The organism is Streptomyces sp. NPDC029169, assembly GCF_055563935.1.
Window position 1 is genome coordinate 118,369 of record NZ_JBVHXA010000022.1, and the last position, 24,284, is coordinate 142,652.

Genomic DNA, 24,284 nt, shown 5'->3' on the forward strand with positions numbered 1-24,284 from the left:
GAAGTAAATCCTTAACGAGATGGCAACGGTGCCATTCGTTATCTAAGTGAAGGCAGGACTCGAAGCCCGCACGGCGCTGGGCGGAGTGCTCTCCAGAAGGGTCGAATCGCCCATTTCACTCAGTACGAGAGCCAGCGCGCCGAGCACTTCGGCGCGGCCGCCGAGCGCCCCGGGCGCCAGCGACAACTGGCGGGCGGCGCTGGGGATCGCGTACCGCGAGACGGAGTCGCGGATCGGGGCGAGCACCAGCTCGCCGGCCTCGGCGAGGTCGCCGCCGAGGACGACCCGGCTGGGGTTGAGCAGGTTGCAGAGGTTGGCGATGCCGCTGCCGATGTGGCGGCCGACGTCGGCGATCACCCGGCGGCAGCCGGGGTCGCCCTCGCGGGCCAGCTGGACGACCCGTTCCATGGTCAGATCGGGGCCGTGGCCCGGCTGGAGCAGCGGCAGGACGTAGCGCGCGGCCGCGAAGGTCTCCAGGCAGCCGCGGTTGCCGCAGCGGCAGACCGGGCCCGACTCGTCGAGGGTGATGTGCCCGATCTCGCCCGCCGTGCCGCCGGGCCCCCGGTAGACCCGCCCGTCGATGACGAGTCCCGCTCCGACGCCGCTGGCCACCTTGATGTAGGCCAGGTCCCTGACCCCGCGGCCGCTGCCCCAGACGAGCTCACCGAGCGCGCCCAGGTTGGCGTCGTTGTCGACGTACACGGGCACGCCGAGGCGCCCCGAGAGCTCGTCGGCCGGGTTGATGCCGCTCCAGCCCGGCAGGATCGACGTGGAACCGAGGGTGCCGGAGGAGACGTCGATCGGTCCGGGTACGCCGAGGCCGACGCCGACGACCTTGTCGCGGCCGATGCCGGTGGCCTCGATCAGCCGCATGACCAGGCGTTCCGCCCGGTCGAAGCCCTCGGCGGAGGAGGCGTCGACGTCCAGTGGCTCGGACTCCTCGGCGAGCACCTGGTGGGCGAGGTTGCCCACGGCGATGCGCAGATGGGTGTGGCCGAAGTCGACGCCGATGACGATGCCGGCGTCGCCGGAGAGCGAGACGCTGCGGGCCCGGCGGCCGCCCGCGGAGGTGGGGGTGACCTCGACGGTTCCGCCGTCCTTCAGCTCCCGCACAATGTTGGAGACCGTGGCGGCGGACAGGCCGGTCGCCCGGGCGATCTCCGCCTGGGTGAGCGAGCCCGCCATGCGTACCGCACGGACGACCCGTTCGAGATTGGCCTTGTGCAGAGATGTCTGCGACCCCGGAGTCTCCATCGACTCATCCACTCCCGCCTGCGACGGACGGTGTGATCACCGCCCCCGGGCCGGGGCCGCGCCTGTGAGACCCCAGCTTGCTCCAACTTGTGAACTCTAAGATGAGCCTTTCGGCTTGTCCCCCGTCAAGACCTTGAGCAAGCGGAGGCTCGGATGAGCCCCGCGGCGATACCGGCTCCGGTCTCCTTTTCACCGTACCTACGGGGGCACCTCTCCGTGCCCACCTGCGCCTGCGGCTTCTTCATACGCTTCACCGATCACTCCGTGTGACGCCTCGGCCGCGTGGCGCCACGCACCGTCGCGCGCGGGGCCGGACGTACGCGTAGCCGGACGTACGACTAAGGGTGTCCGAGGCCGCTGATAGCGTCCGCTTCCGGCGAATCGATCTTGGAAGGACGGCACTCGTGCAGGAAGTGGCGCATCACGATGTGAGCGAGGGGCGCATAGCCCAGGCGCTCGACGACATCCACGGGCGGACCTTCGGGCGGTGGCACAGCATGCGTTACGGCAGCTTCCGCCTCGACCGGCTGCGGGAGATGGGCGACGAGCTGCTCGATCACGTCGCCGCTCGCTCGCTGACGGAGCCCGGGCTCGACGAAGGCTCGCGCCTCGCGCTGCTGACGGCTGCGGAGTGCTCGTTCGGCGTGATCAGCCTCGGCTGCTACCCCAACGGCGATCAGGAGATCACGTTCCCGCTCGTCCGCCAGGAGCTGACCAGCGAGGAGATGGCGTTCCAGGACGTCGTCGACGAGGCTCCCACGGCCCGTACGTGGCTGGACACGTTCGCAGCCGTCGTGGTCAGCGGACTCGTGTGGGACTGGCAGCGGGTCACGGGACTGCTCCTGCGCGGCGACTTCGCCCCCGCGATCCGCGACGGAGTCCCGTACTCGAAGCTGACCCCGACGTCGGAGCCGGCCGACCTGGCCGCGATGGAGGCGCTCTGTCCCTACCTGACCGAGGCAGGCGGGCACCTGCCCCGCGACTGGCCGACCGTGCCGCTGCGCAAGCCGGACCCGCAGGAGCGCGCCGAGGCCGTCGAGCGGCTGGACGCGGCCGCGGCGCTGACACCGGATCAGCGACTGCTGCGCGTCCTGCTCGACGACGACCGGCGCGCCTTCGAGCAGGCCCTGGCGGCCCGGCTCGTCGTCCACCGCGAGAGCGTGGGCACGGACCCGGCCCCGCGCACGCTGCTGCCGCTCGACGCCCTCACCCTGGCGGCGCTCGCCGTCCAGGTGCACGGCTGGGACCTTGACGTCCGCTCCGCGTACCTGCCGCACGGCGTCGTGGGCCGCTCGGACGCCCTCCGGCGCGCCGCCGACGCGGGTGAGAACAACCTCGGGCACTGGTCCGCGAAGTAGGCGGGGAGCAGGGCCGTCGGAGCCTTCGCCCGGCGGCCCTTCGGACCGGCCGCGGACGGGCTACTTGAGCGCTCCCGCCGTCAGGCCGGACTGGACCTGGCGCTGGAAGATCGTGTACACGACCAGGACGGGCAGCATTGCGATCATCATGCCCGCCATGAGCGCGCCCCAGTCGTTCTCGTACCCCTGCTGGAGCGCGATCATCGCCAGGCCCTGGGTCAGGACGTACTTGTCCTCCTGCTGGTTGAGCACCATCGGCAGCAGGTACTGGTTCCACTGGCCCAGGAAGTTGAAGATGCCGATGCTGATCAGGCCGGGCTTGGCCATCGGCAGCATCACCTGGAAGAACGTCCGGGTGTGCGAGGCGCCGTCGATCATCGCCGCCTCCGCCACCGAGGTCGGCAGGGTGCGGAAGAACGCCGTCATGAAGAAGACGGTGAACGGCAGCGAGTAGGCGATGTAGACCAGGATCAGACCGTGGTACGTCGCGAGGAGCGAGCTGCCCGGGAAGTCCCGCAGCACGAAGAAGAGCGGGATCACCAGCATGAAGACGGGGAAGGACATGCCGGCGACGAACAGGTAGTAGATGAACCTGTTCCCCGGGAAGGTGAAGCGGGCCAGGACGTACGCGGCCATGGAGCCGAGCACCATCGTGCCGATCACCGAACCGCCGACCACGATCACGGTGTTGATGAAGTACTGGCCCATGTTCGCGTCGTTCCACGCGTTGGACCAGTTCTCCCAGTGCAGGACGGTCGGCAGGCCCCACGGGTCGGTCAGGATGCCGTTGCTGTCCTTGAAGGCGCTCCACAGCACCCACAGCAGCGGGACGCCGACCATCAGCGCCCAGACGATCAGGATGCCGTGGGAGAAGACGTTGAGGACGCCGCCACCCTCGGAGGAGCGGCCGGTCGTCGGCCCGAGCTTCGCGGTGGGGGTGGCGGGCTCGCCCGCCACCTTCTCGACCTCGTCGGTCGTCTCGATCTCTTCGGTCGTCATCCGCCGTACCCCTAGTACTCGATCCGCTCACGGCGCGCGAAGCGCATCGTGAGCACTGCGAAGGTCATCGTGACAATGAGCATCGCGATGCCCATGGCGGAGGCGTAGCCGAACTGGCTGTCACGGAAGGCCGTCAGATAGAGCCTCAGCGGCATGACGTCCGTGGCGCCGTCCGGTCCGCCCATGTTCACCGACATGATCTGGACCAGGGCGAAGGCGTCGAGCGCGATGATGCCCATGTACACCCAGCCGGTCTGGACCGTGTCCCACAGCAGCGGCAGGGTGATCTTGAAGAAGGTGTGGAAGCGGTTGGCGCCGTCGAGCAGGGCCGCTTCGTAGATGTCCCGTGGGATGGAGGCCATCGCCGCGGAGAAGAGCACGACGTAGAAGCCGACGTGGCCCCAGACCATGACCGCGCTGATGCACCAGAGCGCGAGGCTCTTCTCGCCCAGCCAGGAGTTCTGCAGGCCCTCCAGGCCCACCGCGCCGAGCAGCGAGTTGAGCATGCCGTCGTTCGGGTCCGGGTTGTAGATGTTGAACCAGATGACCGCGATGATCGTGATGGAGATGACCTGCGGGAAGAAGAAGACGAACTTGTACAGCTTGGAACCGGCCACACCGGTGACGACTTCGTTCTTCCTGCGCCGGCCGCCGACATTGAGCATGAAGGCGAAGAAGAGCCCGAGGCCGAGGGTGACGACCGGGACCAGCGCCAGCATGTAGATGTTGTGGCGGAGCGCGTTCCAGAAGTCGTCGCTGTCCCAGAGTTTCTGGAAGTTGTCCAGGCCGACGAACTGCGCCGTGCCCACGAGCCCGGACCAGTCGGTCATGGAGATCTGGAACGCCTGGACGAACGGCGAGATCACGAAGAGTGCGTAAATGATCAGAGGCAGGGCCAGGAAGCCCACGATGAATCGGTATTTGCCGTGTTGCATGGTGCTCCCCGGCCCTTCCCCTCTTTATGGTGCGGGTGCTGCGGAACCAGCTGGTCAGGCGGTGCGCTTGAACTTGGCCACGGAGCTGTCCTTGGCCACCTTGTCGCACTCCTCCTGGGTCTTCTTGATCCAGTCGGCAGCTTTCAGCTCACCCGTGAGCAGCTGACCGGTCAGACCACCGATCTTCTCGTCCGTCAGCGCCGGGTACCACTCCTGCAGCTGAAGGCTGATCAGGTTGGTGCCGGCCTCCTTGAAGACCTTGCTGGCGGAGGCGAGACCGGGCGAGAGCGTCATGCCCTCGGTGGCGTCCATGACGCAGGTCAGGGACTTCACCTTGGTCGCGAAGTTCTGCGCGTGCTTCTTGGAGAGCATGATGCGCAGCAGCTCCATGCCGCCGGCCGGGTTCTGGCCCTTGGCCGAGACCAGGTACGGCTCGCTCGGCTCGGCGCGCAGGGTGCCGTGCGGCATCTTGTCGCCGGTGCCGTCGAAGAGGGCGCCGACCGCCATGCCGAAGTCGGCCGGGGTGGTCGGGGCGGCCTCGTTCTCGACCCAGGAGCCGTTCGGGATGAAGACGGCCTTGCCCTTGTTCCAGGCGGTCTGCGACTGGATGTGGGTCAGGCCCTGGCTGCCCTCGAGGAAGTACTTCTTGGCTGCCAGCTCCTCGTAGTGCTCGACGACCTCCTTGACCGCGTCGTTGCTGGTCCAGGCGTTGGGCTCGAGGTTGTCGATCGAGATCCACTTCTCCATGCCTCCGATCTTGGCGATCTGGGCGAAGAGGTTGAAGTGGACGTAGTACGGGTACTTGCCGGCGTACGTCCAGGGGGCGATACCGGCCTTCTTGATCTCGCCGCAGAGCGTGACCATCTCGTCGAGGGTCTTGGGGTACGCCCAGCCCTTGGACTCGAGCAGCTTCTGCGAGTACCAGGTGCCGTAGATCGTGAAGGCGTAGTAGAGCACGTCGAACTTGTCGCCGTGCTTGCCCTTCTCGATCGTGCTCGGGTGGATGGTGTCCCGGATCTTCTTCGCCGGGTCGTCCATGGAGGCGGCGTCGAGGAGCTCGTTCAGGTCCTGGAGCTGGCCCTGGGTGGAGAGCTTGTTCATGTCCAGGTGGTCGGCGCCGGAGTTGTCGATGACGTCCGGCGGGTTGCCGCCCGCGAAGCGCGGGGTCAGCTTGGGGCCGACCTGCTGGGTGCCGGTGTGCTTGACCTCGGCACCGTAGGTGGCCTTGTAGTCGGCCTCCGCGTCCTTGGCGTACTGGTCGCCCAGGCCGCCCTTGAAGATGAACGCCTCCAGCGGTGCGCCCTGCTTCACGCCGAGCGGGTTCTTCGCGGTCTTCTCGCCGCCGGCGGCCTTGGGGCTCTTCTCGCCGCCACCGCCACCGGTGGCACAGGCGGAAAGGAAGCCCATCGTCGGCACCGTGATCAGACCGAGAGCGGCGGAGCGCTTGATCAGATCGCGGCGGCCGAGGCCCTCGTCGTTGTGCGCGGAGGTGTCGTGCGCGGAGGTGTCGTGCGCGGAGGTGGATCCCATGCTCAAGTCCTCGCCTTCATTCAGGACTCAGGCGGTGTACCGGTCGCCCGTTATCTGCTCGCCACAGGCGAAGGGCCCCGCCACCGCATTCGAATGCAGCTTGGGTCGTACACGTACAGGCGTCGTGCCGTCGGGGTCAGTGGTACGACGGTCCGGACGCCGACAGGTATAGTCCACTTCCCTTCTTCGGAGCAAGATCGAAAGCAGGTTTGCGGGGCAGTCTTTCCCTAGTTGAGACCTCGCGGATTATGACGGCGTATCTGTGCCGATTCATCCCTCGACTTGCCGTCAACACCCTTGACACCCTCTGACACTTGACCCCCTACTGGAGCCTGCGCCATTCGCTTGACAACGTTGTCCAAATCCAGTGGCAGGAGCGGCGACACGGCATGGAGCACAGAATTCGCACCCGATCACGGTCCCGGAACCCCCGCTTCAGAACCGCCGCGCTGGTCGCGTCGACGGCATTGGTACTGACCTCCGCGCCCTCGGTGGCACAGGCACTTCCGGGCCAAACAGACACATCCGCCCAGGAGTTCTCCACCTCCTTCGAACCGGACGAAACTCCGCCCACCTGGCGTAACGCGGTGGATGTCGGAGTGGACGGCGCCAAGCGGGCGTCGGGGGTCGACGGCGGCTTCGCCAGTGGAATACCGGGCAATGTCACCGACAAGGTCGCCACGCTGCGGGCCAGCGGGGAGCACGCGAGCGCCGGAGAGACCAAGGAGAATCTGGTCGACCTCCAGCCCGGCACGAAATGGCTGGTTTTCGAGCCGACCGCCTGGATCGAGTTCGACCTCGACGAGCCGGTCAAGGTGGTCACCTACGCCATGACGTCGGCGAACGACGCGGCCGAGCGCGACCCGCGTGACTGGACGCTCAAGGGCTCGGCGGACGGCAAGGAGTGGAAGGTCCTCGACACGCGGGAGGCCCAGAGCTTCACCAAGCGCTTCGAGACGAAGACGTACGACTTCGCGGGCGGCACGGCGTACGCGCACTACCGACTCGAGATCACGAAGAACGCCGGCGCGGGTCTCACCCAGCTGGCGGACGTTCAGTTCTCGAACGGGGACACCTCCGCCCCCGTGCCCGAGGACATGCGCAGCCATGTCGACCGGGGCCCCGGCGGTTCGCCGACCGCCAAGGCGAACGCCGGCTTCACCGGAAAGCGGGCGCTGCGCTACGCCGGTACGCACAAGCCGGACGGCCGGGCGTACTCGTACAACAGGATCTTCGACGTGGACACCCGGATCGCCCGCGACACCGAGCTGTCGTACCGGATCTTCCCGTCCCTCCCCGAGACGGACCTCACCTACCCCGCCACGAACGTGTCGGTGGACCTGGCCTTCACCGACGGCACCTATCTGAGTGACCTGCGCGCCACCGACTCCCACGGCGGGCTGCTGTCCCCGCAGGGCCAGGGCGCGGCCAGGCGGCTCTACGTCAACCAGTGGAACCAGGTGTCCTCGCGGATCGGCACGGTCGCGGCCGGCAAGACCGTGGACCGGATCCTGCTGGCGTACGACTCCCCCAAGGGTCCGGCGAAGTTCCAGGGCTGGATCGACGACATCGCGCTCAGGGCGAAGGCGCCGGAGAAGCGCCTCGACCGGCTCTCCGACTACGCCTCGACCACCCGGGGCACGAACTCCAGCGGCTCCTTCTCGCGCGGCAACACCTTCCCGGCGACCGCCGTCCCACACGGCTTCAACTTCTGGACGCCGGTGACCAACTCCGCCTCCAAGAGCTGGCTGTACGAGTACGCGCGCGGCAACAACGCGGACAACCTGCCTACGGTGCAGGCCTTCGCCGCGAGCCATGAGCCGAGTCCCTGGATGGGCGACCGGCAGACCTTCCAGGTGATGCCGTCGGCGGCGGCCGGCACTCCGCCGACGGACCGGGTCCAGCGGGCGCTCGCCTTCCGCCACGAGAAGGAGACGGCCCGCCCGCACTACTACGGCGTCACCTTCGAGAACGGCCTGAAGGCCGAGATAACCCCGACGGACCACGCGGCGCTGATGCGCTTCACCTATCCGGGTCAGGACGCGAGCGTCGTCCTCGACAACGTCACGGCGGAGGGCGGCCTGACCCTCGACGCGGCGAACAGCTCCTTCACCGGCTTCTCGGACGTCAAGAGCGGTCTGTCGACGGGCGCCACCCGGATGTTCGTGTACGGCGTCTTCGACGCGCCGGTCACCGCCTCCGCGGCCGAGGGCGTCAAGGGGCTGCTCCGTTTCGACGCGGGCGCCGACCGCACGGTCACCCTGCGCATCGCGACCTCGCTGATCTCCGTCGACCAGGCGAAGGCGAACCTCGCGGACGAGCTCCCGGCCGGCACCGGCTTCGACCAGGTGAAGGAGCGGGCGCAGGACGCCTGGGACGAGATCCTGGGCCGGGTCGAGGTCGAGGGCGCGACCCACGACCAGCTGGTGACGCTGTACTCCAGCCTGTACCGCCTCTACCTGTACCCGAACTCGGGCTTCGAGAAGGTGGGTACGACGTACAAGTACGCGAGCCCCTTCTCCCCGATGACGGGCCCGGACACCCCCACCCATACCGGGGCGAAGGTCGTGGACGGGAAGGTGTACGTCAACAACGGCTTCTGGGACACCTATCGCACGACGTGGCCGGCCTACTCCTTCCTCACCCCGAAGAAGGCCGGTGAGCTGGTCGACGGCTTCGTGCAGCAGTACAAGGACGGCGGCTGGATCTCCCGCTGGTCCTCCCCCGGCTACGCCGACCTGATGACCGGCACCTCCTCGGACGTGGCGTTCGCCGACGCGTACGTCAAGGGCGTGGACTTCGACGCGGAGGCGGCGTACGAGGCGGCGCTGAAGAACGCCACGGTCGTGCCGCCGAGCCGGGGCGTGGGCCGGAAGGGCATGGAGACGAGTCCCTTCCTCGGCTACGCGTCGACGGAGACCCACGAGGGCCTCTCCTGGTCCCTGGAGGGGTACCTCAACGACTACGGCATCGCGAAGATGGCGCAGGCGCTGCACAAGAAGACCGGCAAGAAGCGCTACCGGGAGGAGGCGGCGTACTTCCTCTCCCGCGCGCAGAGCTACGTCTCCCTCTTCGACGCCGAGGCCGGCTTCTTCCAGGGCCGTGACCTCAAGGGCGACTGGCGGGTGCCCTCGGAGCGGTACGACCCGAGGATCTGGGGTCACGACTACACCGAGACCAACGGCTGGGGCTACGCCTTCACCGCCCCGCAGGACTCGCGCGGCCTGTCGCAGCTGTACGGCGGGCGCGGCGGTCTCGCCAAGAAGCTGGACACGTACTTCTCGACACCGGAAACGGCGAGCCCGGAGTTCGTCGGCTCGTACGGCAGCGTCATCCACGAGATGACCGAGGCCCGCGACGTCCGGATGGGCATGTACGGCCACTCCAACCAGGTCGCGCACCACGTTCCGTACATGTACAACGCGGCGGGGCAGCCCTGGAAGACGCAGGAGAAGGTCCGCGAGGTGCTCTCCAGGCTCTACACCGGCAGCGAGATCGGGCAGGGCTACCACGGCGACGAGGACAACGGCGAGCAGTCCGCCTGGTATCTCTTCTCCGCGCTGGGCTTCTATCCGCTGGTGATGGGCAGCGGGGAGTACGCGATCGGCTCGCCGCTCTTCACCAAGGCGACGGTACGGATGGAGGGCGGCCGCACGCTGGTGGTCGAGACCCCCAGGAACAGCCCACGGAACCTGTACGTCCAGGGCGTGAAGGTCAACGGCGTCCACTGGAACTCCACCGCACTGCCGCACGACCTGCTGGCCAGGGGCGGCACCCTGAAGTTCGACATGGGCCCGAGGCCCTCGTCCTGGGGCACGGGCACGCAGGCGGGCCCGGTCTCGATCACCCCGTACGGCAAGGCGCCGTCCCCGCGCACGGACGCGACGACGGGCACGGGCGCGCTCGTGGACAACACCTCGGCCACGTCGGCGGCCTTGACCTCCGTCAAGCTGCCGGTCGCGGAGAGGACGCGGGTGGTGCAGTACACGCTGACGTCGGCGGCGGCGGAATCGGCGCCTGATGCGTGGGTGTTGCAGGGCTCGACGGACGGTCAGACCTGGACGGACGTGGACAAAAGGGCCGGGGAGACCTTCGGTTGGGACCGCCAGACCCGGGCGTTCACGGTCGCGGCACCGGGCTCGTACACGACCTACCGTCTGGTCCTCGACAAGGAGGCGCAGTTGGCGGAACTGGAGCTTCTCCGTTGACACGAGACAAACATGAGCTTTTCACCGAAACAGTTCTGTCACAAACCAATTGTGCCGTGAAGATTCTGTGCGAGGATCCAAGGGCATGAGTGGTCCCGCCGCGCCCTCGACCGGGCGCGGCGGACCCGTTTCCACCAGAGACTGGAGTCTTACGTGGCCAATTCTTCTGGCCTGAACACCACGGGCATCCTGTCCCGTGTCACGGTCGCGGCGATAACCGCGGCCCTGGTCGCCACGACCACGTCGGCCGTCGCGGCCGACGCCCCGCAGCCCGCGGAGAAGGCCGCCGCCGCGGTCAAGCCTGCGCCCGCGCCCAAGGCGAGCATCGCCTCCACGACGGCCGAGGCGGAGTACCGCTGGCTGGGCGCCGTCTCCGGCTCCAACCTCTACTACTACGCGCCGAACAGCTCGGGTGGTTACGAGGCGCGCGAGTTCCAGACCGATGGCTGGGACGGCGTCAAGAACGCCCAGCAGGCCGACAACGACGGCGACGGTGTCGCCGACGACATCTGGGTGTGGGACGTAGCCGGCTACCTGGGCTACGCGGACGGCGAGGGCAGCGATGCCATCACCGTCGGTGGCGGCTGGAACATCTACAACAAGGTCCTGTCGCCGGGCAGCCTCGGTGGCGCGGCCGCAGCCGACCTGATCGCTCGCGACTCGGCCGGCACGCTGTGGATCTACCTCGGCTACGGCAACGGCAAGCTGGCCGGCCGTATCAAGGTCGGCGCCGGCTGGAACATCTACAACCAGATCGCGGGTGTCGGCGACCTCAGCGGTGACGGCAAGGCGGACATCGTCGCGCGCGACGGCTCCGGCGTGCTGTGGCTCTACAAGGGCACGGGCGACTACAAGGCCCCGTTCTCCGGCCGCACCAAGATCGGTGGCGGCTGGGGCATCTACAACTCCCTCGTGGGTGTGGGCGACCTGGACCTGGACGGTTACAGCGACCTGATCGCGCGTGACACGTCCGGCAAGCTGTACCGCTACTCGGGCACCGGCAACGCCGCCGTCCCGTTCAAGTCCCGTGCCCTGATCGGCTCCGGCGGCTGGAACACGTACCGCTTCATGTTCTGATCGACGCCCTCGGCGCCTGACGAACAGACGAACGGGCCCCGCTCCTCTTCCGAGGAGCGGGGCCTTCTGCTCGTCGCGGGACACGTCCCACCGAAGGGAGGCTGCGGCGGGCCAGGACGGCGACCGCGAGGCAATCCGCGACGTCCTCTTCGGGGCGGCCTCCCTCAGCAGGCTGTAGTGAGCGCCCCCGTAACTGGGCAGGGGTACGGTTCTGGTGTCGACGCGGAACGGAGACGAGTATGCCCCCGCACACTGCCGAGCACACGGGCGCACGCATCGCGCATATGCGCAAGGTTCGCCGACTGACGCAACGAGAGCTCGCCGATCTCTCACATGTCTCGTACAGCACACTGACAAAGGTGGAGCAGGGCGCCCTGCCGGCAAGCCCGTCTGTGATCGGAGCACTGGCACGCGCGCTCTCCGTTCCGGTGACCGAGCTGACCGGACAGCCCTACCTGGCGGAGCTGCGCCAGGACCAGTTGGACGGACTGATCAACCCAATTCGCGAGGCGTTGAACATCTACGACCTCGGCCCTGACCCGGACGTGATTCCGCGCCCAGTGGAAGAGTTGGAGGCGCACGCCGAGAAGCTCTGCGCGATGGTGCGCGCGACGAACATCAGGCAGGTGGCCGCTGACCTACCCGGGCTGATCCACGAAGCCACGACAACCGCGCACACCACGCCCAACGACCGGCATTGGCGGCTGCTGGCCAGCACATACCGCACGGCCTACGACGTGACGACGAAGCTCGGGTACCCCGACCTGTGCACGGTGGCCCTGGACCGGATGGACTGGGCCGCACAGCGCGCTTCCGACCCGGTGCTGGGCGGTATGCGGCAGTACCTGCGGGCGCTGGCCTATCTGCGGGCCAGCGACTACCGCACGGGCAAGCGCCTCGTCAGGCTGGGCATAGACACACTGGCGCAGGCGGAGGCGGGTCGCGTTCTCGATGTCGTCACCGGGCAGATGCACCTGGGTGCCGCCGTGCTCGCAGGCCGGGAGAAGGACCGCGACGCCGCAGAGGCTCACCTCTCCGAGGCACACCGCCTGGCGGCTCGGACCGGGCCCGCCGAGAGGGTCCACTGGCTCTCGTTCGGGCCGACGAACGTCGGCGTACACCGAGTGAGCGTCCTGGCCGAACTCGACCTGTACGCGGAGGCCGTCCAGACAGCGGAGGACACCGTGATCCCTGACGGCTGGCCTGCGTCCCGGCTCGCACACCACCACGCAGAAGTGGCGCGGGCCCAGATGTGGACGGGCCGCACGGACGCGGCATTCAAGAGCCTGCTCGCCGCCCGGAAGCTGGCGCCGCAGCAGACGCGCTACCACCCCACGGCGCGCGAGACGTACGCAGGACTGGAATCGGCAAGGCGCCGGATGCCGGAGAGCTTCACAAGCTTCGGCTCGTGGCTCCGAGGGTGACGCAACGTCAAGCGGGGGCCTGGGCTATCAGCAACCCCTGATAGTTCCGGCCTTCGACGTCGCCACGATGCAAGGGTTAAGAAGACCCCCGCGACCGCGTCAACGGCCCGGGGGCATGGCCAACGCCTCGTAGGAGCGTCGACATGCCGCACTGTATCGCCCACATCTTCGAGCCGCTGCTGCGGCTTGTACGGCCCGGCCGGGGCTGTCATCGAGGACGGGCCCACCACGCGCCCACCGCCCCCACCATCAACACACGCGCCACGCGGCCACTGCGGGGTGAGGAGACCCGGCTGGTCCGCCCGTACCTGATCGCGCACGAACAGCGAGAGGCACAGCGGGAAAGGGCCCGCCGCCGCACCCTTTGGCTGGCGGTGCACGGCATCGACATCGACCCCCGGGTGATCGAGGGCATGGAGGTGACCGCGTAATGATTCCCACCGATCGCGCGCGCCTGCTGCCCTGGACAGGGCCGGAAGGAAAGCCCTGCTACCTCGCAGGCGACGGATCCGGATACCTCTCCCGCCTCGCCGACAACATGGAGGCGACCCAACTCGGCATGGCCGGCGACCTCCTCCAGGACGCACGGCGTATCCTGGCCGGCCTCCAGTGGACCTCCGGCGAACTCCACCTCCTGACCGTCCAGCTGACCGAGGCCCTCGGTAACGTCCACCGCATCGCCGTAAGCCGAGGGGCACGCCTACCCTCACCCGCCTACGACGACCTCGATGTCGTGGATGGCCCAGAGGACTGGGACGACGGGCACCATGCCCTGCGCCCAGACTCGCTCGGCTGACAAGCTCCGAGTGAACTTCCTATTCCGGCTGGGGCTCTGCGGCACTCATCCGAACAGGAGGTAAGAGCATCCCTGGAGGGCAGGTCCAGGTGTGGCTGCCGGCCAGTCCGCCTGCGGCGGCGTTGTAGCCGCCGACGGCTGTGGTGTACTCGGCGCCGTTTGCGTAGCGGGGGCTGCTGGTCAGCTGTCCCTTGGCGAGAGTGTCGTAAGGCCACTTGGCCAGCGTGCCGGAGCCGTTTCACCTCGGTCTTGCGGCCGAGCTTGTCGTAACCGCCAGCCGCCCCGACCCCCGCATCCAGCCACTGAGGCAGCCCGGAGGCCTGCCCTCGTGACAACGCGGAAGCCCCGTAGGTCGATGGCCTTCAGGGGCTTCCGTCTGGTGGGGTCGGGTGGCCCGGGGGAATCTCACCCCCGGGCCACCCTTCATAATGTTGCCGAAGATGCCGCCTTTCTTTCGGCGTTCGGCGTCGGCCTTGACTTTTGCCTCGTCCGCAGCCTTTTTGATCTGCATTTACGGGCGAACCGTCACACCGATCAGCGACCCAACCCCGCTGACGAATCGAGGTCAGACCCACCTGAGCAACCCAGCGACATCACGAGTTCAACCTCAGTAAACGACGAGCTCACGACCGACCACGAATTCGGAGCACAGGGAGTAGCGGTCAACTGGTAGACATGTGTCGCAAGCGGCAGAGGGTAGCCCACTGGCTTCAGTGAAAGACCCCCTGCCGCCACGATCTCGCATGCGGCTACTCGTTCGCTTCGAACCGAGCTCCGCCTTCGACCGCACGTCTGAGTACAGAGCCCAAGTAGAAGGTAAACGAACCTCCGATGAGAACCGCCAAGATCACAAGAAAGAAGCGGCTTCTTTCTACCAGCGGGCTCGCGAGAACGGCCAGCACGACGTAGCACGCCAGCAGAACGTAGAAGGACCCTCTACGCGTCAGGAGTCGGAGTACGTCTCTGACCCTCAATGACACATCCCTACCCATCACACATCACTTTCCCGGCCTCCAGTACTTCTTCTTAGTGAATACGATCTTCAGCATCCCGGAAAAGGTGCTGCGGTAGTGCATGGCCGAATGAACCCGTATAGCGACCTTGCCAGCGAAAACGCCACCGAGATTGTTAGCCGCGCCCACAGCAGAGGCTTGCGCGTACCCCTTCGCAGTGTGCTCGCCACCGCCAATGGCATAGCTAGCCGCGCCGCCCGCAGCCCCGATACCAGCGGCAATCGCATAGCCTGCGATGATCCCACCACAAACACCTACAGTCGCTGCGATGCACAAAGCCCCTCCGAGAACCGCTGCGGCCGTTATGCCGATTTGCGCGATTCCCCGCCAGTGATCCGAAACAAAGGAGACCGCCCTGCCTCCAGTGTTGTCCCAAGCCTTACCAAGGCCACTAGTAATACTGCCCCAAACACTTTCCTTCTTGCGGCGTTCGGCGTCGGCCTTGGCTTTTGCCTCGTCCGCGGCCTTTTTGATCTGTGCCTTAGACTCGGCCGCGCGGGCGCGCGCATGGCTGTCGTCGATCATGTAGTGCGACGGGTTCGCGCGGTATGCCTTGTACCGGCGCTGGGATTCGGCGTCCTTCCTCGGCGTCTGGGACCAGACCCACTTGCCACTCTTGTAGGTGTAGCCGGCGCTCATACCTCGGTCGTTGGCCCAGAACGAGTCGCTGATGGGGCTGTCGGTCGGGCCGATGGGGCGCAGGCCGTCGGGGTCCGACTTCGTGAGCGGGTTGTTGTGGGCGTAGGCGTAGGCGTTCATCTGGGCCGGGTCGTCGAAGTCGATGACCGGGTCGACCGAGAGGAAGCGGCCCGTGGACGGGTCGTACTCGCGGGCTCCCAGGTGCGTCAGGCCCGTCGGGTCGTTCGTGCCGCCGACGAAGCCCCGGGTGCCGAAGGCGCCCGACTGGGCCGTGCGCAGCTCGCCGAAGGGGAGCTGCTTGCGGTGGGTGACGGCCAGCGTGCCGGCGTCGATGGCGGTCATCGCCGTGCCCTGGTGGTCGCCGATCAGGTAGGAGACGGTCGCGCCAATACGGACCGCGATGGTCTCACCGCCGTGGCTGTAGTAGCGGGTGGCGGTCTTGGTGCCGCTCGCAGCGACCTTCAGCTCGTCGCCGCTGGGCAGCGTCAACACGCTGCTGCCGTCCGCGTTCTTGGCGATGAGCCTGCCGCCGTCCGCGTCGTAGACGTAGCTGGTGGTCTTGCCGGCCTCGGTGAGGGTGGCGAGGTGGCCTTCGGCGTCCCAGGCCAGGTCCTGCACCTTGGTGCCGATGGTCCGGTTGGTGGTGTTGCCGGTGGCGTCGTACTGGAAGGTGCTGACCCGGCCGTTGTCAGGACCGCCGGTGACAGTGGCCTGCTGGACGGCGTGCGGCCGGTCGGCCTGGGCCGCCGGGTGCGTGTACGTGGTCGTGACCCCGCCGAGCCTGTCACTCTGCTCGGTGCGGTTGCCCAGCTTGTCGTAGCCGTAGGTGAGCCAGTAGGCGTCCGGGCCGCCGACGCTGGTCGCGGACGGCGCCGTCGCACAGTCGGCGGTCGCCGCCGTCCACGCCTCGGTCAGCCGGCCGAGGGCGTCGTTGGTGAAGCACTGCCGGTCGGTTGACGCGGTGGCGTCCTGGCCGGTGGTGCTGGTGATCCCGGTGACGTTGCCTGCCGGGTCGTAGTCGTACAGGGAGCGGTCGACTCGCCTCGGGGCGAGGAACCGGTCGGTCGTCCGCTCCAGCAGTCGCCCGGTGTGCTCGTCGTACGCCTGGGTCCGGAAGACCTTCTTGTCGAGGGCGTCGCCGAACTCGGTGCCGACCGGGCGGCCGTAGACGTCGTACTGGACGTTGGCGACGAGTACGGATCCCGCGCGGGTGGTGCGGTACGGCTGGTCGTCACTGTTGTAGTTGGTGACGACACGCTCGGAGGGGATGTCTCCGACCGCCGGGTTGAGCGTCCACTGCAGCGCGCCGGTCTGCGCGCTGTACCCGTAGGTCCAGGTGTAGGTGCCGGCGAGTCCGCCCGCCGCGGTCGGAACCGTCAGGGTGGTGGACGTCGGCTGGTAGCGGTCGTCGAACCCGCCGATCGCCGTCGTGTACTCAGCGCCGCCGGCGACCCGGGTGCTGCTGGTGAGCCGCCCCTTGGCGAGGGTGTCGTAGCTCCACTTGGAGAGCGTCGTGGTGCCGTTCTTGACCTCGGTCTTGCGGCCGAGCTTGTCGTAGACGGTCGTCAGGATGTTCCGGGCGTCCTTGGCTGCGACGACCTGTCCGTTGGCGTCGTACGTGAGGACGGTCGTGCCCTTGTCGGGGTCGTCGACCTGCGTCTTCTGCCCGCGGTTGTCGTAGGTGTACGTCCAGGTGTTGCCCGCCGCGTCGGTGATCGCGGTGGGCTCGTCGAACTTCCCGTAGGTGTAGGTCGTCGACTGGGGCTGGGTCAGCCCGGCACCCGCGTACTGAACGAGTTCGGTGGTGCGTCCCTGGACGTCCTTGACGGTGGTGGTGGCCGTGCCGCCCTTCGGCGGAGTCACGGTGACCCGGTCGCCGTCGTAGACCGTGGTCGTTCGCCACTTCTCGTCGCCACGGAAGAGCGACAGGGCGTCGGTGACCCGGCCCAGGCCGTCGTAGACGTTCTCCGTGACGTTGTCGACCTGGTGGGCGTCCTTCGCCGTATAGAGCGTCGTCGACGGGGCGACGTCGGCGTAGTACGGCGCGAAGCTCTTCCAGACCCAGCCCCGCGAGTCGTAACGGGTCTCCGTCATGAGCGCCTGTTGCGTGCCGACGGCCGAGGACTGGGACTGGCGCTCGCGCAGCAGACCGTCGTACAGGGCGTAGGTGGTGCGGTAGGTGCCGTCCTGCTTGAGGGTCTTCGTGGTGACCGCGTTGGCCTGAGTCGCGGAGATCTTGTATTCGTACTCCGCGGACGGCTGCGTGGCATGGTCGGCCTTTGCCCAGCCGGGCTGCCACACCTTGAGCACACGGCCGAGGCCGTCGTGGACCGCATCCGTGCGCTTGCCGTTGGGGTCGACGGACGCGATGACGACACCACGCACGGGGTCGTACGTCGTGACTGTGGCGTGCCCGAGGGCGTTGGTCACCGTCATCGACGTGGGGATGCCCGTGGTCGGGGTGTATCCGGTCGTGGTGGTCTGCCCGAGCGCGTCGGTCTCGGTGAGCTCGCGCCCGTGCTGGTCGTAGGTGTGCTTCGCCGTGGTGAGGAAGCCGGTGCCCGCCGCGTCCTGCTCGTCGATGCGGGTGACGTCACCCCTGACCGGCGCGGTGGTGAGGGCGGTGGCCCCGTCGTAGTAGCGGCGGTCGACGGAGATCAGGTCGGCGGGCAGGCTCGGCGTGGTGCCGCAGGGCTTGGCCACGGTCCTGACCTCGGCGGGCAGCCCGAGGAGGGCGCCGGAGGCGTAGGTCGTCGTGGTGCACTCCTCGTCGCCCGACTTGGCCGTGTCGCCGAGCCTGGACTCGGTGAGGACGTGACCGTTCGCGTCGAACGTGCGGTGGGTCTCGGTGGTGCGCCAGTTCTGGCCGACGGCGGTGCGGGACTTCTCCTCCGCCCCTCCGGTGATGTAGGCGTGGCGGGCGGGGAGCCCCTCCGCCCGGGTCTCCGTCGCGGTCGCGGCGGAGACCCACGGCGTGAAGCTGGTCGACGACTCCAGCCTGCCGTTCTCACCGTTGTACGTGGCTTCCTCACGCGTCATCCCCGCGAAGGCCTCGTGGTCCGTGACAGCGGTCTGCTCGCTGTCCGTGACCGAGGCGCCGGGGATGCCACGGAAGTAGCGGTACTCCTTGAGCGTGCGCTCGAAGGGGTACGCGCCGGTCCGGACCTGGACCCGTCCGAAGCCCTTGCGGTCGCTGTACGTGAGGTGCTCGGCCTTGGTGAACTCGTCGTCTTTGGCCTTGGTCCAAGCCATGCCGTCGAGGTAGCTGTACTCGGTCCGCTTGGCGGGGGAACCGCCGGTGTTGTCGTTCTCGATGACCAGGTTGACGGCGTAGGCGTGGAACCAGTCGAGGTAAGGCTCATAGTTCGCGGCCGGGGCTTCCGGCGGCGACCACTTGACCGGGTAGCAGCGCCGGTTGTTCGAGGTCGGCGACGGGACGCTCGTGGCCGAGCAGTCCTGCGGCGTGTAGCCGACGCCGATGGTGCCGCCCGACTCGCTGTTGATAGCGGAGACGCGGAAGCGCCACATGGCCGCGACCGGGTCGGGGGCGCCGCCCGTGGTCGCGCCCTCGACGCGGTTGGGCATCGCCACGCGGTCGAAGGTGACCGAGGGCAGCTTGAGCGTGCCGGTGCCGGTGTGACCGCTGCGGGTGATCGACTTGAGCCAGAGCGGTGCGGAGCCGGTGGTGTCGCCCGTCAGCGGGAAGTCGTGCTCCAGGGCCCAGCTGTCGACCGGCTTGTAGGCCCCGGCGCTCCAGACGTAGGTGGCGACGGCGGACAGCTTCATCCGGGTCCAGAAGGACGGCGAGTAGCGGTCCTTGCACTCGGTCCCGGATGCGCAGTACTGGTCGAAGGGAACGTCCGGCCAATTCTTCGCGTTGGTCTGGTCGAAGACCGTACACCCGGTGAGGCAGCGCTCGGTATTGGTGAACTCGACCTTCGCGGACGGCTGGCTGTAGAGGCCGGCGGAGCGCAGACCGTACTCGATGCGCTTCAGGTATCCGCTGCGGTCGTACGCCGTCGCGGTGGAGGCGCCCGTGTTGGGGTCCACGTTGCGGCCGTAGTGGTTGGCCTCCTCGCCCCAGTAGTACGTCATGGCGTCACCGTGCGGGTCGACCACGGCGTCCAGGTTCCAGCGCCAGGCCTGCTGGCACCAGGCGTCCTTGAACGCAGCGTTGTAGCAGGGCTCGCCCTCGTGGTTGCCGTAGACGGGGACCGTCCAGGTGGAACGGGTCTCGGTCTTGCCCGTGACCCAGCCGTCCATCCGGTTGGCGCCGAAGTAGTACTGGGTGCCGTCCGGCGTCGTCACCCTCCAGTACTCGCCGTTGTCGTCGCCGTTGTTGTCACCGTAGTTGTCGCCCGCGGAGCTGGTGAGCTTGACGATCGAGGTGCCGTCGTCCGCCTCCAGGTGCCAGGTCCTTGCAGCGGTGTCCCAGATCAGCTGGTTGGTCTGGCCGCCGAGGTTGAGGACGGCATTGTCCTTCTTCCAGCACAGGTCGCCGACCTTGGCTGTGGTGTTGTTGCTGTTCACCTTGTCGTCTGTGCAGGAGACGTACTGGCGCTCGATGTAGCCAGGCTCCATGGACCAGCCGTCGCCGATGCCGCCCGGCTGGTTGTTGGTGGCAGCCGTCCGGCCGTCGACGGCCTGCGAGCCATACCCCAGCTTGAGCTGCGGGCTGACATCGCCCGGGACGTCCGGGACATCGATGTCGTAGTTCCAGGAGAAGCCGCCGTTGGAACCGCCGGCTGACCAGGACGCGGACGGGGCGAGCGAGGTTGCCTTGAAGTCGCCGGACGAGCCGGACGCCGCCGCGGTGGCCACCAGGACGGTGGCCTCGCCCGCAACCGCGGACAACGCCACTGGTGCGGTGAGCGTCCCCGCCTCGACATCGTTGACCGTCGGCAGCTCCGTGCCCGCGGCACAGCCCCGGGCCTTGGGAGTGGTCAGCGCACAGGCCGGCAGCTTCCGCAGGCGCAAGCGGGAGGCCCAGTCGCCGCCGTAAGCGTTGCGGTACGCGTCATAGTCAACCTCGATGCGCACCACACCGGTTGCCTTCTGGAGGGGTTGCACGGAGAGCGCGACCCCTTCCACACCGAGCCGCAGCGTTGCGTCCCGGCCGAATACCTTCACGCGCGTCCGCTCGGTCGCCGTCGCGTTCTGCTTCCACACGCGCACGCCCGACAACTTCTCATCGACGAGAGGCGGGGCTTGAGCGCCCGCCTTCGCGTTCGGGATCACAACGGACGCCTTGGCGAGGCTCTGGTCCGCCGATGCCTGCGCCGGCCAGGTCACGCTGGGTGTCCGCCAGGCCGTCGCAGCCAACGCCTTCTGGCGAGCACTCTGCTTATGCGGAGCAATTGGCTCCACCTTTACGGGATCGATCTCCCGAGACTTCCCCGGCAGCCATTCGGCGGCGGCCGCTGTCACCGGCCCCCCAAGCAGACCTGCACACAGGAAACCCGCGGTCAGTGTGGCGACTGCTCGGATCCGTCTTCTGCCGATAGGACTTCTGCTCTTTTCCCGCCAACTCACGTGTACTTCTCCCCACCCCTATGGAACACATGAATCACATACACATCGCTAACCGACAGAAAGTTACAGCGGAATCATCCACAACCCGCAGGAGCGGAAAACATTGACGCATAGTCGGTCACGCCGCATGGACGACGCCGGACCAACGGGGCAAATTCCACCGCGATCACCGAGCCCATGAGGGGAAATCAAGCCAACCGGGGGTCGGTTCGAGCATGACTCCGCGATCCAGGCGCAAAACGATCTAGTCTACGTGGCGACCGAATCCTGGGAGGGGAAATCATGAGGAATCGGACTACCAGAAAGAGATCGGGAAGATCCGCCGTCATCGTGGCCGCCACGGCAGCCGCCCTGTTCGGCACCGCACTCGCACCCCACACCGCAGCCGGGGCCGAGGCCGAGGCGCCCGCGCTGACCGCCTCACCGCCGCCGCCACCGGAGGAGACCGCGAGCAAGAAGGCCAAGGAGACCGGCAAGCCCGTCGAGGTCCTGGCTCGCCGCACCGAGACGTCCCAGCTCTTCGCCAACCCGTCGGGCACTTACACCGAAGAGCAGTACGTGCTGCCGCGATGGACGCGGAAGGACAACAAGCTCGTCCCTATCGACACGGCACTCGCACCGACTGGGGACGGGCGGATCAGCCCGAAGTCCACCACGGCCGGGCTCTCGTTCTCCGGCGGCGGCACCGGGCCAGCCGTCAGCATCATCCGCGACGGTCGGAAGCTGTCACTCAGCTGGCCGGCCCCCCTGCCGAAGCCGAAGACCGAAGGCGACACCGCGACGTACCCGGAAGTGCTTCCCGGCGTCGACCTGATGCTGCGCGCGGGCAATGCCGGATTCAGCCAGCTCCTCGTCGTCAAGACGCCCGAGGCCGCAGCGAACCCTTCCCTCAAGAGCATTCAGTTCTCCATGGCTGCGGACGGCGTGGAGGTCTCTGCGGACTCGTACGGCAACCTGACCGCGGTCGACCCAGCCGGCCAGGAGGTCTTCACCGCGCCGACACCCCGCATGTGGGACAGCTCCACTGCGGTCGGCGCTGCCCGAACGTCCGCCGCCGGGGGCGGGACACCGGCGCCGCCCGCCGACAGGTTCGAGCCCGGGCACGGTGCCAAGGAAGCCGACATGGGCCTTTCCGTTGGCAAGGGTTCCCTGACTCTGGCACCGGACCAGCCGCTGCTCACCGGCGCCGACACCGCTTTCCCGGTGTACATCGACCCCACCTTCGCGATCGGCGGGGCACGAGAGGCCTGGGCCATCGCCTACAAGCGGACCCCGAACACGGCCTACTTCAATGGCGCCGGCTGGCACAACGGGGATGGAAGCGTCGGAACCAATCTCGCGCGCGTGGGCTACGAGAACATCACCGACGGCCTCGGCCGCTCCTTCTTCCGCATGGATTCCAACAACCTCTGGAACACCAGAAAGAAGATCAAGACATCGACCTTCAGAATCAAGAACACCTGGTCCTGGTCCTGTGAGAATAGAAGGGTCGAGCTCTGGCTCACAGGGACTATTTCGTCGTCCACAACCTGGACGAGCCAGGACAACTCCACCATGTGGGCAAGGAAGCTGAGCCACTCCGACGAATCCCTCGGCTGGGGTTCCGGCTGTCCGGCCGGCAACCTCGCCTTCGACGTCACCTCGGCGGCCACCGAAGCGGCGACGAAGAAGTGGAACAACGTCACGCTCGGTCTCCGCGCCACGGACGAGGCCGACGTGTACTCCTGGAAGAAGTTCGACGCCGGAACGGCGACACTGTCCACCGAGTACAACACCTACCCCAACGCTCCCACCAACCTTGACACCTCTCCGGACACGGGCACCGAGTCCTGCCTCATCGGCCACGGCTCCCTAATCCGGACAATCGGCAACACCGATCTCGCCCTCGATGGAACCTTCTCCGACCCCGACAGCGGCATGGTCAACGCACGCTTCGTCCTGTGGCCTACCGGCCATGGTGGTCCCACCAACGAGGTCAACCAAGTAGTCCAAGTCCCCTCCGGAAGGGGCGCAAGGCTCCCCATCCTCAAGACGAAGCTGAAGGAACTCCTCACGGATGCAGGAATCACCGGGACCGGCAGCTTCTCCTGGCACGCACGCGCCGAGGACGGCGAACTCGCCAGTGCCTGGAGCCCCGTTTGCATCTTCAAGTTCGACGGCACAAGGCCGAGCTTCCCGCCTAGCGTGACCTCGGAGCAGTTCCCCGACGGGTGGGACGGCTGGCCGGAGACCACCGGCATGGCCCGGTCCGAGGGAACGTTCCAGGTGCAGAACAAGGACACCGAGCCCGTGGCCGCCTTCGAGTACTGGACCGACTGGGACCCGACCGTCCGCAAGCATTCGTTCGGCTTCCTGGGCGGCCACGTAGCCGATCTCAAGTTCACGCCCCCCAGCGTGGGCAGACACGCCCTCAGCATCCGGGCGGTCGACAAGGGCGGCAACATCTCCGACACCACCCGCTACTGGTTCTACGCCAACGGGCCTGGAACGCCAGACAAGCCCGGCGACCTCAACGGAGACGGGATCGCCGATCTCTACGGCGTACGCACCGACGGTGACCTGTGGTTCTACAGCGGCCATGGCACGGGCACCATGGCGCCGAACACGGTGGCCTCGAACCAGACCTTCGACGGCGCCGACATCACGCGCCGTGGCGACTGGACGCAGGACGGCTATGAGGACCTCGTCTCGCTCAACCCCGCGAGCGACGGGAAGACCCTGACGGTCCACCCGAACAACGGGTTCGGCTACGCGTGCTCCGCGCGCAACGAGCAAGCCGACGGCGTGTCGAAGGCCTGCCAGTACGACAAGTTCAAGCTCGACGTGTTCAACCAGGCCAACAACCACTGGTTCGACGCCTCCGAGATCCTCGCCGTCGGTGACGTGGACGGCCCGCTGGACACGAATGCCGACGGCGTCATCGACGTCCCCGGGCACCCCGATCTCCTGGTCAAGCAAGGCGGCCTGCTCTGGCTCTATTTCGGGTCGGCCAACCACTACCTCGACAGCTACAAGGACCCGAAGCTCGTCGGTACCGCCGGCTGGACCAATTACACGCTCGCCGCTCCCGGCGACCGTAACAAGGACGGCTACGTCGACCTGATCGCCCGGAACACCACCAACGGCGAGCTCCGCTTCTACCCCGGCAGCCGTGAAGGCGACGGCCTCGGAACCGGCCCCACCTCAACGGTCATCGGCACGAACTGGACGACGACCAACCGTCCACTGATCACGTCCGTCCCCGATGCCAACGGAGATGGCACCTCGGACATTTGGTCCACCAGCGGCGACGGCAGGCTGTACTTCTACCCGACCGCTCAGGGCGCGGGCACAGTCGTCGGCTCCGGCGGCTGGGGGTCCTTCCAGGACCTGAGCTGACTTGCCCAGCCATCGGCTTGACGAACGGGCCCCGCTCCTCTTCCGAGGGATGCTGTTGGCAAATCCGGGGCCTGTGCGTGACGTCGGCCTTCGAGACCTGGTTGTGGTCTTGAAGGCCGACGTTGTCGTATGGGGTGGGTG

The 24,284-nt window shown here is 67.4% G+C and carries 12 protein-coding genes; 7 read left to right on the forward strand and 5 right to left on the reverse strand.

Going from position 1 to position 24,284, the window contains the following annotated elements:
- Positions 1-42: 42 nt before the first annotated feature.
- Positions 43-1,254, reverse strand: a complete 1,212-nt coding sequence (locus ACZ4VI_RS31850; RefSeq protein WP_468004908.1) for an ROK family transcriptional regulator — start codon at positions 1,252-1,254, stop codon at positions 43-45.
- Between the two features lie 404 nt (positions 1,255-1,658).
- Here ACZ4VI_RS31850 and ACZ4VI_RS31855 point away from each other — a divergent pair, with 404 nt between their 5' ends.
- Complete coding sequence (locus tag ACZ4VI_RS31855) at positions 1,659-2,612, forward strand: immunity 49 family protein (RefSeq protein ID WP_468004910.1); 954 nt, start codon at positions 1,659-1,661, stop codon at positions 2,610-2,612.
- Between the two features lie 60 nt (positions 2,613-2,672).
- Here ACZ4VI_RS31855 and ACZ4VI_RS31860 read toward each other — a convergent pair whose 3' ends face one another.
- The 3 genes from ACZ4VI_RS31860 to ngcE are packed head-to-tail and all read right to left on the reverse strand — an operon-like array spanning position 2,673 to position 6,076.
- Positions 2,673-3,596, reverse strand: coding sequence for a carbohydrate ABC transporter permease (locus ACZ4VI_RS31860; protein WP_468004944.1), 924 nt, complete (start codon positions 3,594-3,596; stop codon positions 2,673-2,675).
- A gap of 26 nt (positions 3,597-3,622) precedes the next feature.
- The gene (locus ACZ4VI_RS31865) at positions 3,623-4,546 is read right to left on the reverse strand and encodes a carbohydrate ABC transporter permease (RefSeq protein ID WP_468004912.1); all 924 of its coding nucleotides are present in this window, start codon (positions 4,544-4,546) and stop codon (positions 3,623-3,625) included.
- A gap of 54 nt (positions 4,547-4,600) precedes the next feature.
- Positions 4,601-6,076, reverse strand: coding sequence for an N-acetylglucosamine/diacetylchitobiose ABC transporter substrate-binding protein (gene ngcE, locus ACZ4VI_RS31870; protein ID WP_468004914.1), 1,476 nt, complete (start codon positions 6,074-6,076; stop codon positions 4,601-4,603).
- Between the two features lie 389 nt (positions 6,077-6,465).
- Between ngcE and ACZ4VI_RS31875 the strand changes: the two genes are divergently transcribed.
- The 5 genes from ACZ4VI_RS31875 to ACZ4VI_RS31895 all read left to right on the forward strand — a co-directional run bounded on the left by ACZ4VI_RS31875 (position 6,466) and on the right by ACZ4VI_RS31895 (position 13,581).
- Positions 6,466-10,284, forward strand: coding sequence for a GH92 family glycosyl hydrolase (locus tag ACZ4VI_RS31875; RefSeq protein ID WP_468004916.1), 3,819 nt, complete (start codon positions 6,466-6,468; stop codon positions 10,282-10,284).
- Between the two features lie 153 nt (positions 10,285-10,437).
- Positions 10,438-11,361, forward strand: a complete 924-nt coding sequence (locus ACZ4VI_RS31880; RefSeq protein WP_468004918.1) for an FG-GAP repeat domain-containing protein — start codon at positions 10,438-10,440, stop codon at positions 11,359-11,361.
- A gap of 239 nt (positions 11,362-11,600) precedes the next feature.
- Entirely contained in the window at positions 11,601-12,785 is a 1,185-nt protein-coding gene (locus ACZ4VI_RS31885) for a helix-turn-helix domain-containing protein (RefSeq protein ID WP_468004919.1), read from the forward strand.
- A 143-nt stretch (positions 12,786-12,928) separates the two neighbouring features.
- A complete protein-coding gene (locus ACZ4VI_RS31890) occupies positions 12,929-13,216 on the forward strand; it encodes a hypothetical protein (RefSeq protein ID WP_468004921.1) in 288 nt (95 codons plus the stop codon).
- Entirely contained in the window at positions 13,216-13,581 is a 366-nt protein-coding gene (locus ACZ4VI_RS31895; RefSeq protein ID WP_468004923.1) for a hypothetical protein, read from the forward strand. The genes ACZ4VI_RS31890 and ACZ4VI_RS31895 overlap by 1 nt, the downstream gene beginning before the upstream one ends.
- Before the next feature lie 998 nt (positions 13,582-14,579).
- Here ACZ4VI_RS31895 and ACZ4VI_RS31900 read toward each other — a convergent pair.
- A complete protein-coding gene (locus tag ACZ4VI_RS31900; protein ID WP_468004925.1) occupies positions 14,580-20,525 on the reverse strand; it encodes an RHS repeat domain-containing protein in 5,946 nt (1,981 codons plus the stop codon).
- 570 nt (positions 20,526-21,095) lie between these two features.
- Here ACZ4VI_RS31900 and ACZ4VI_RS31905 point away from each other — a divergent pair.
- A complete protein-coding gene (locus tag ACZ4VI_RS31905; RefSeq protein WP_468004927.1) occupies positions 21,096-24,143 on the forward strand; it encodes an FG-GAP repeat domain-containing protein in 3,048 nt (1,015 codons plus the stop codon).
- Positions 24,144-24,284 lie beyond the last annotated feature (141 nt).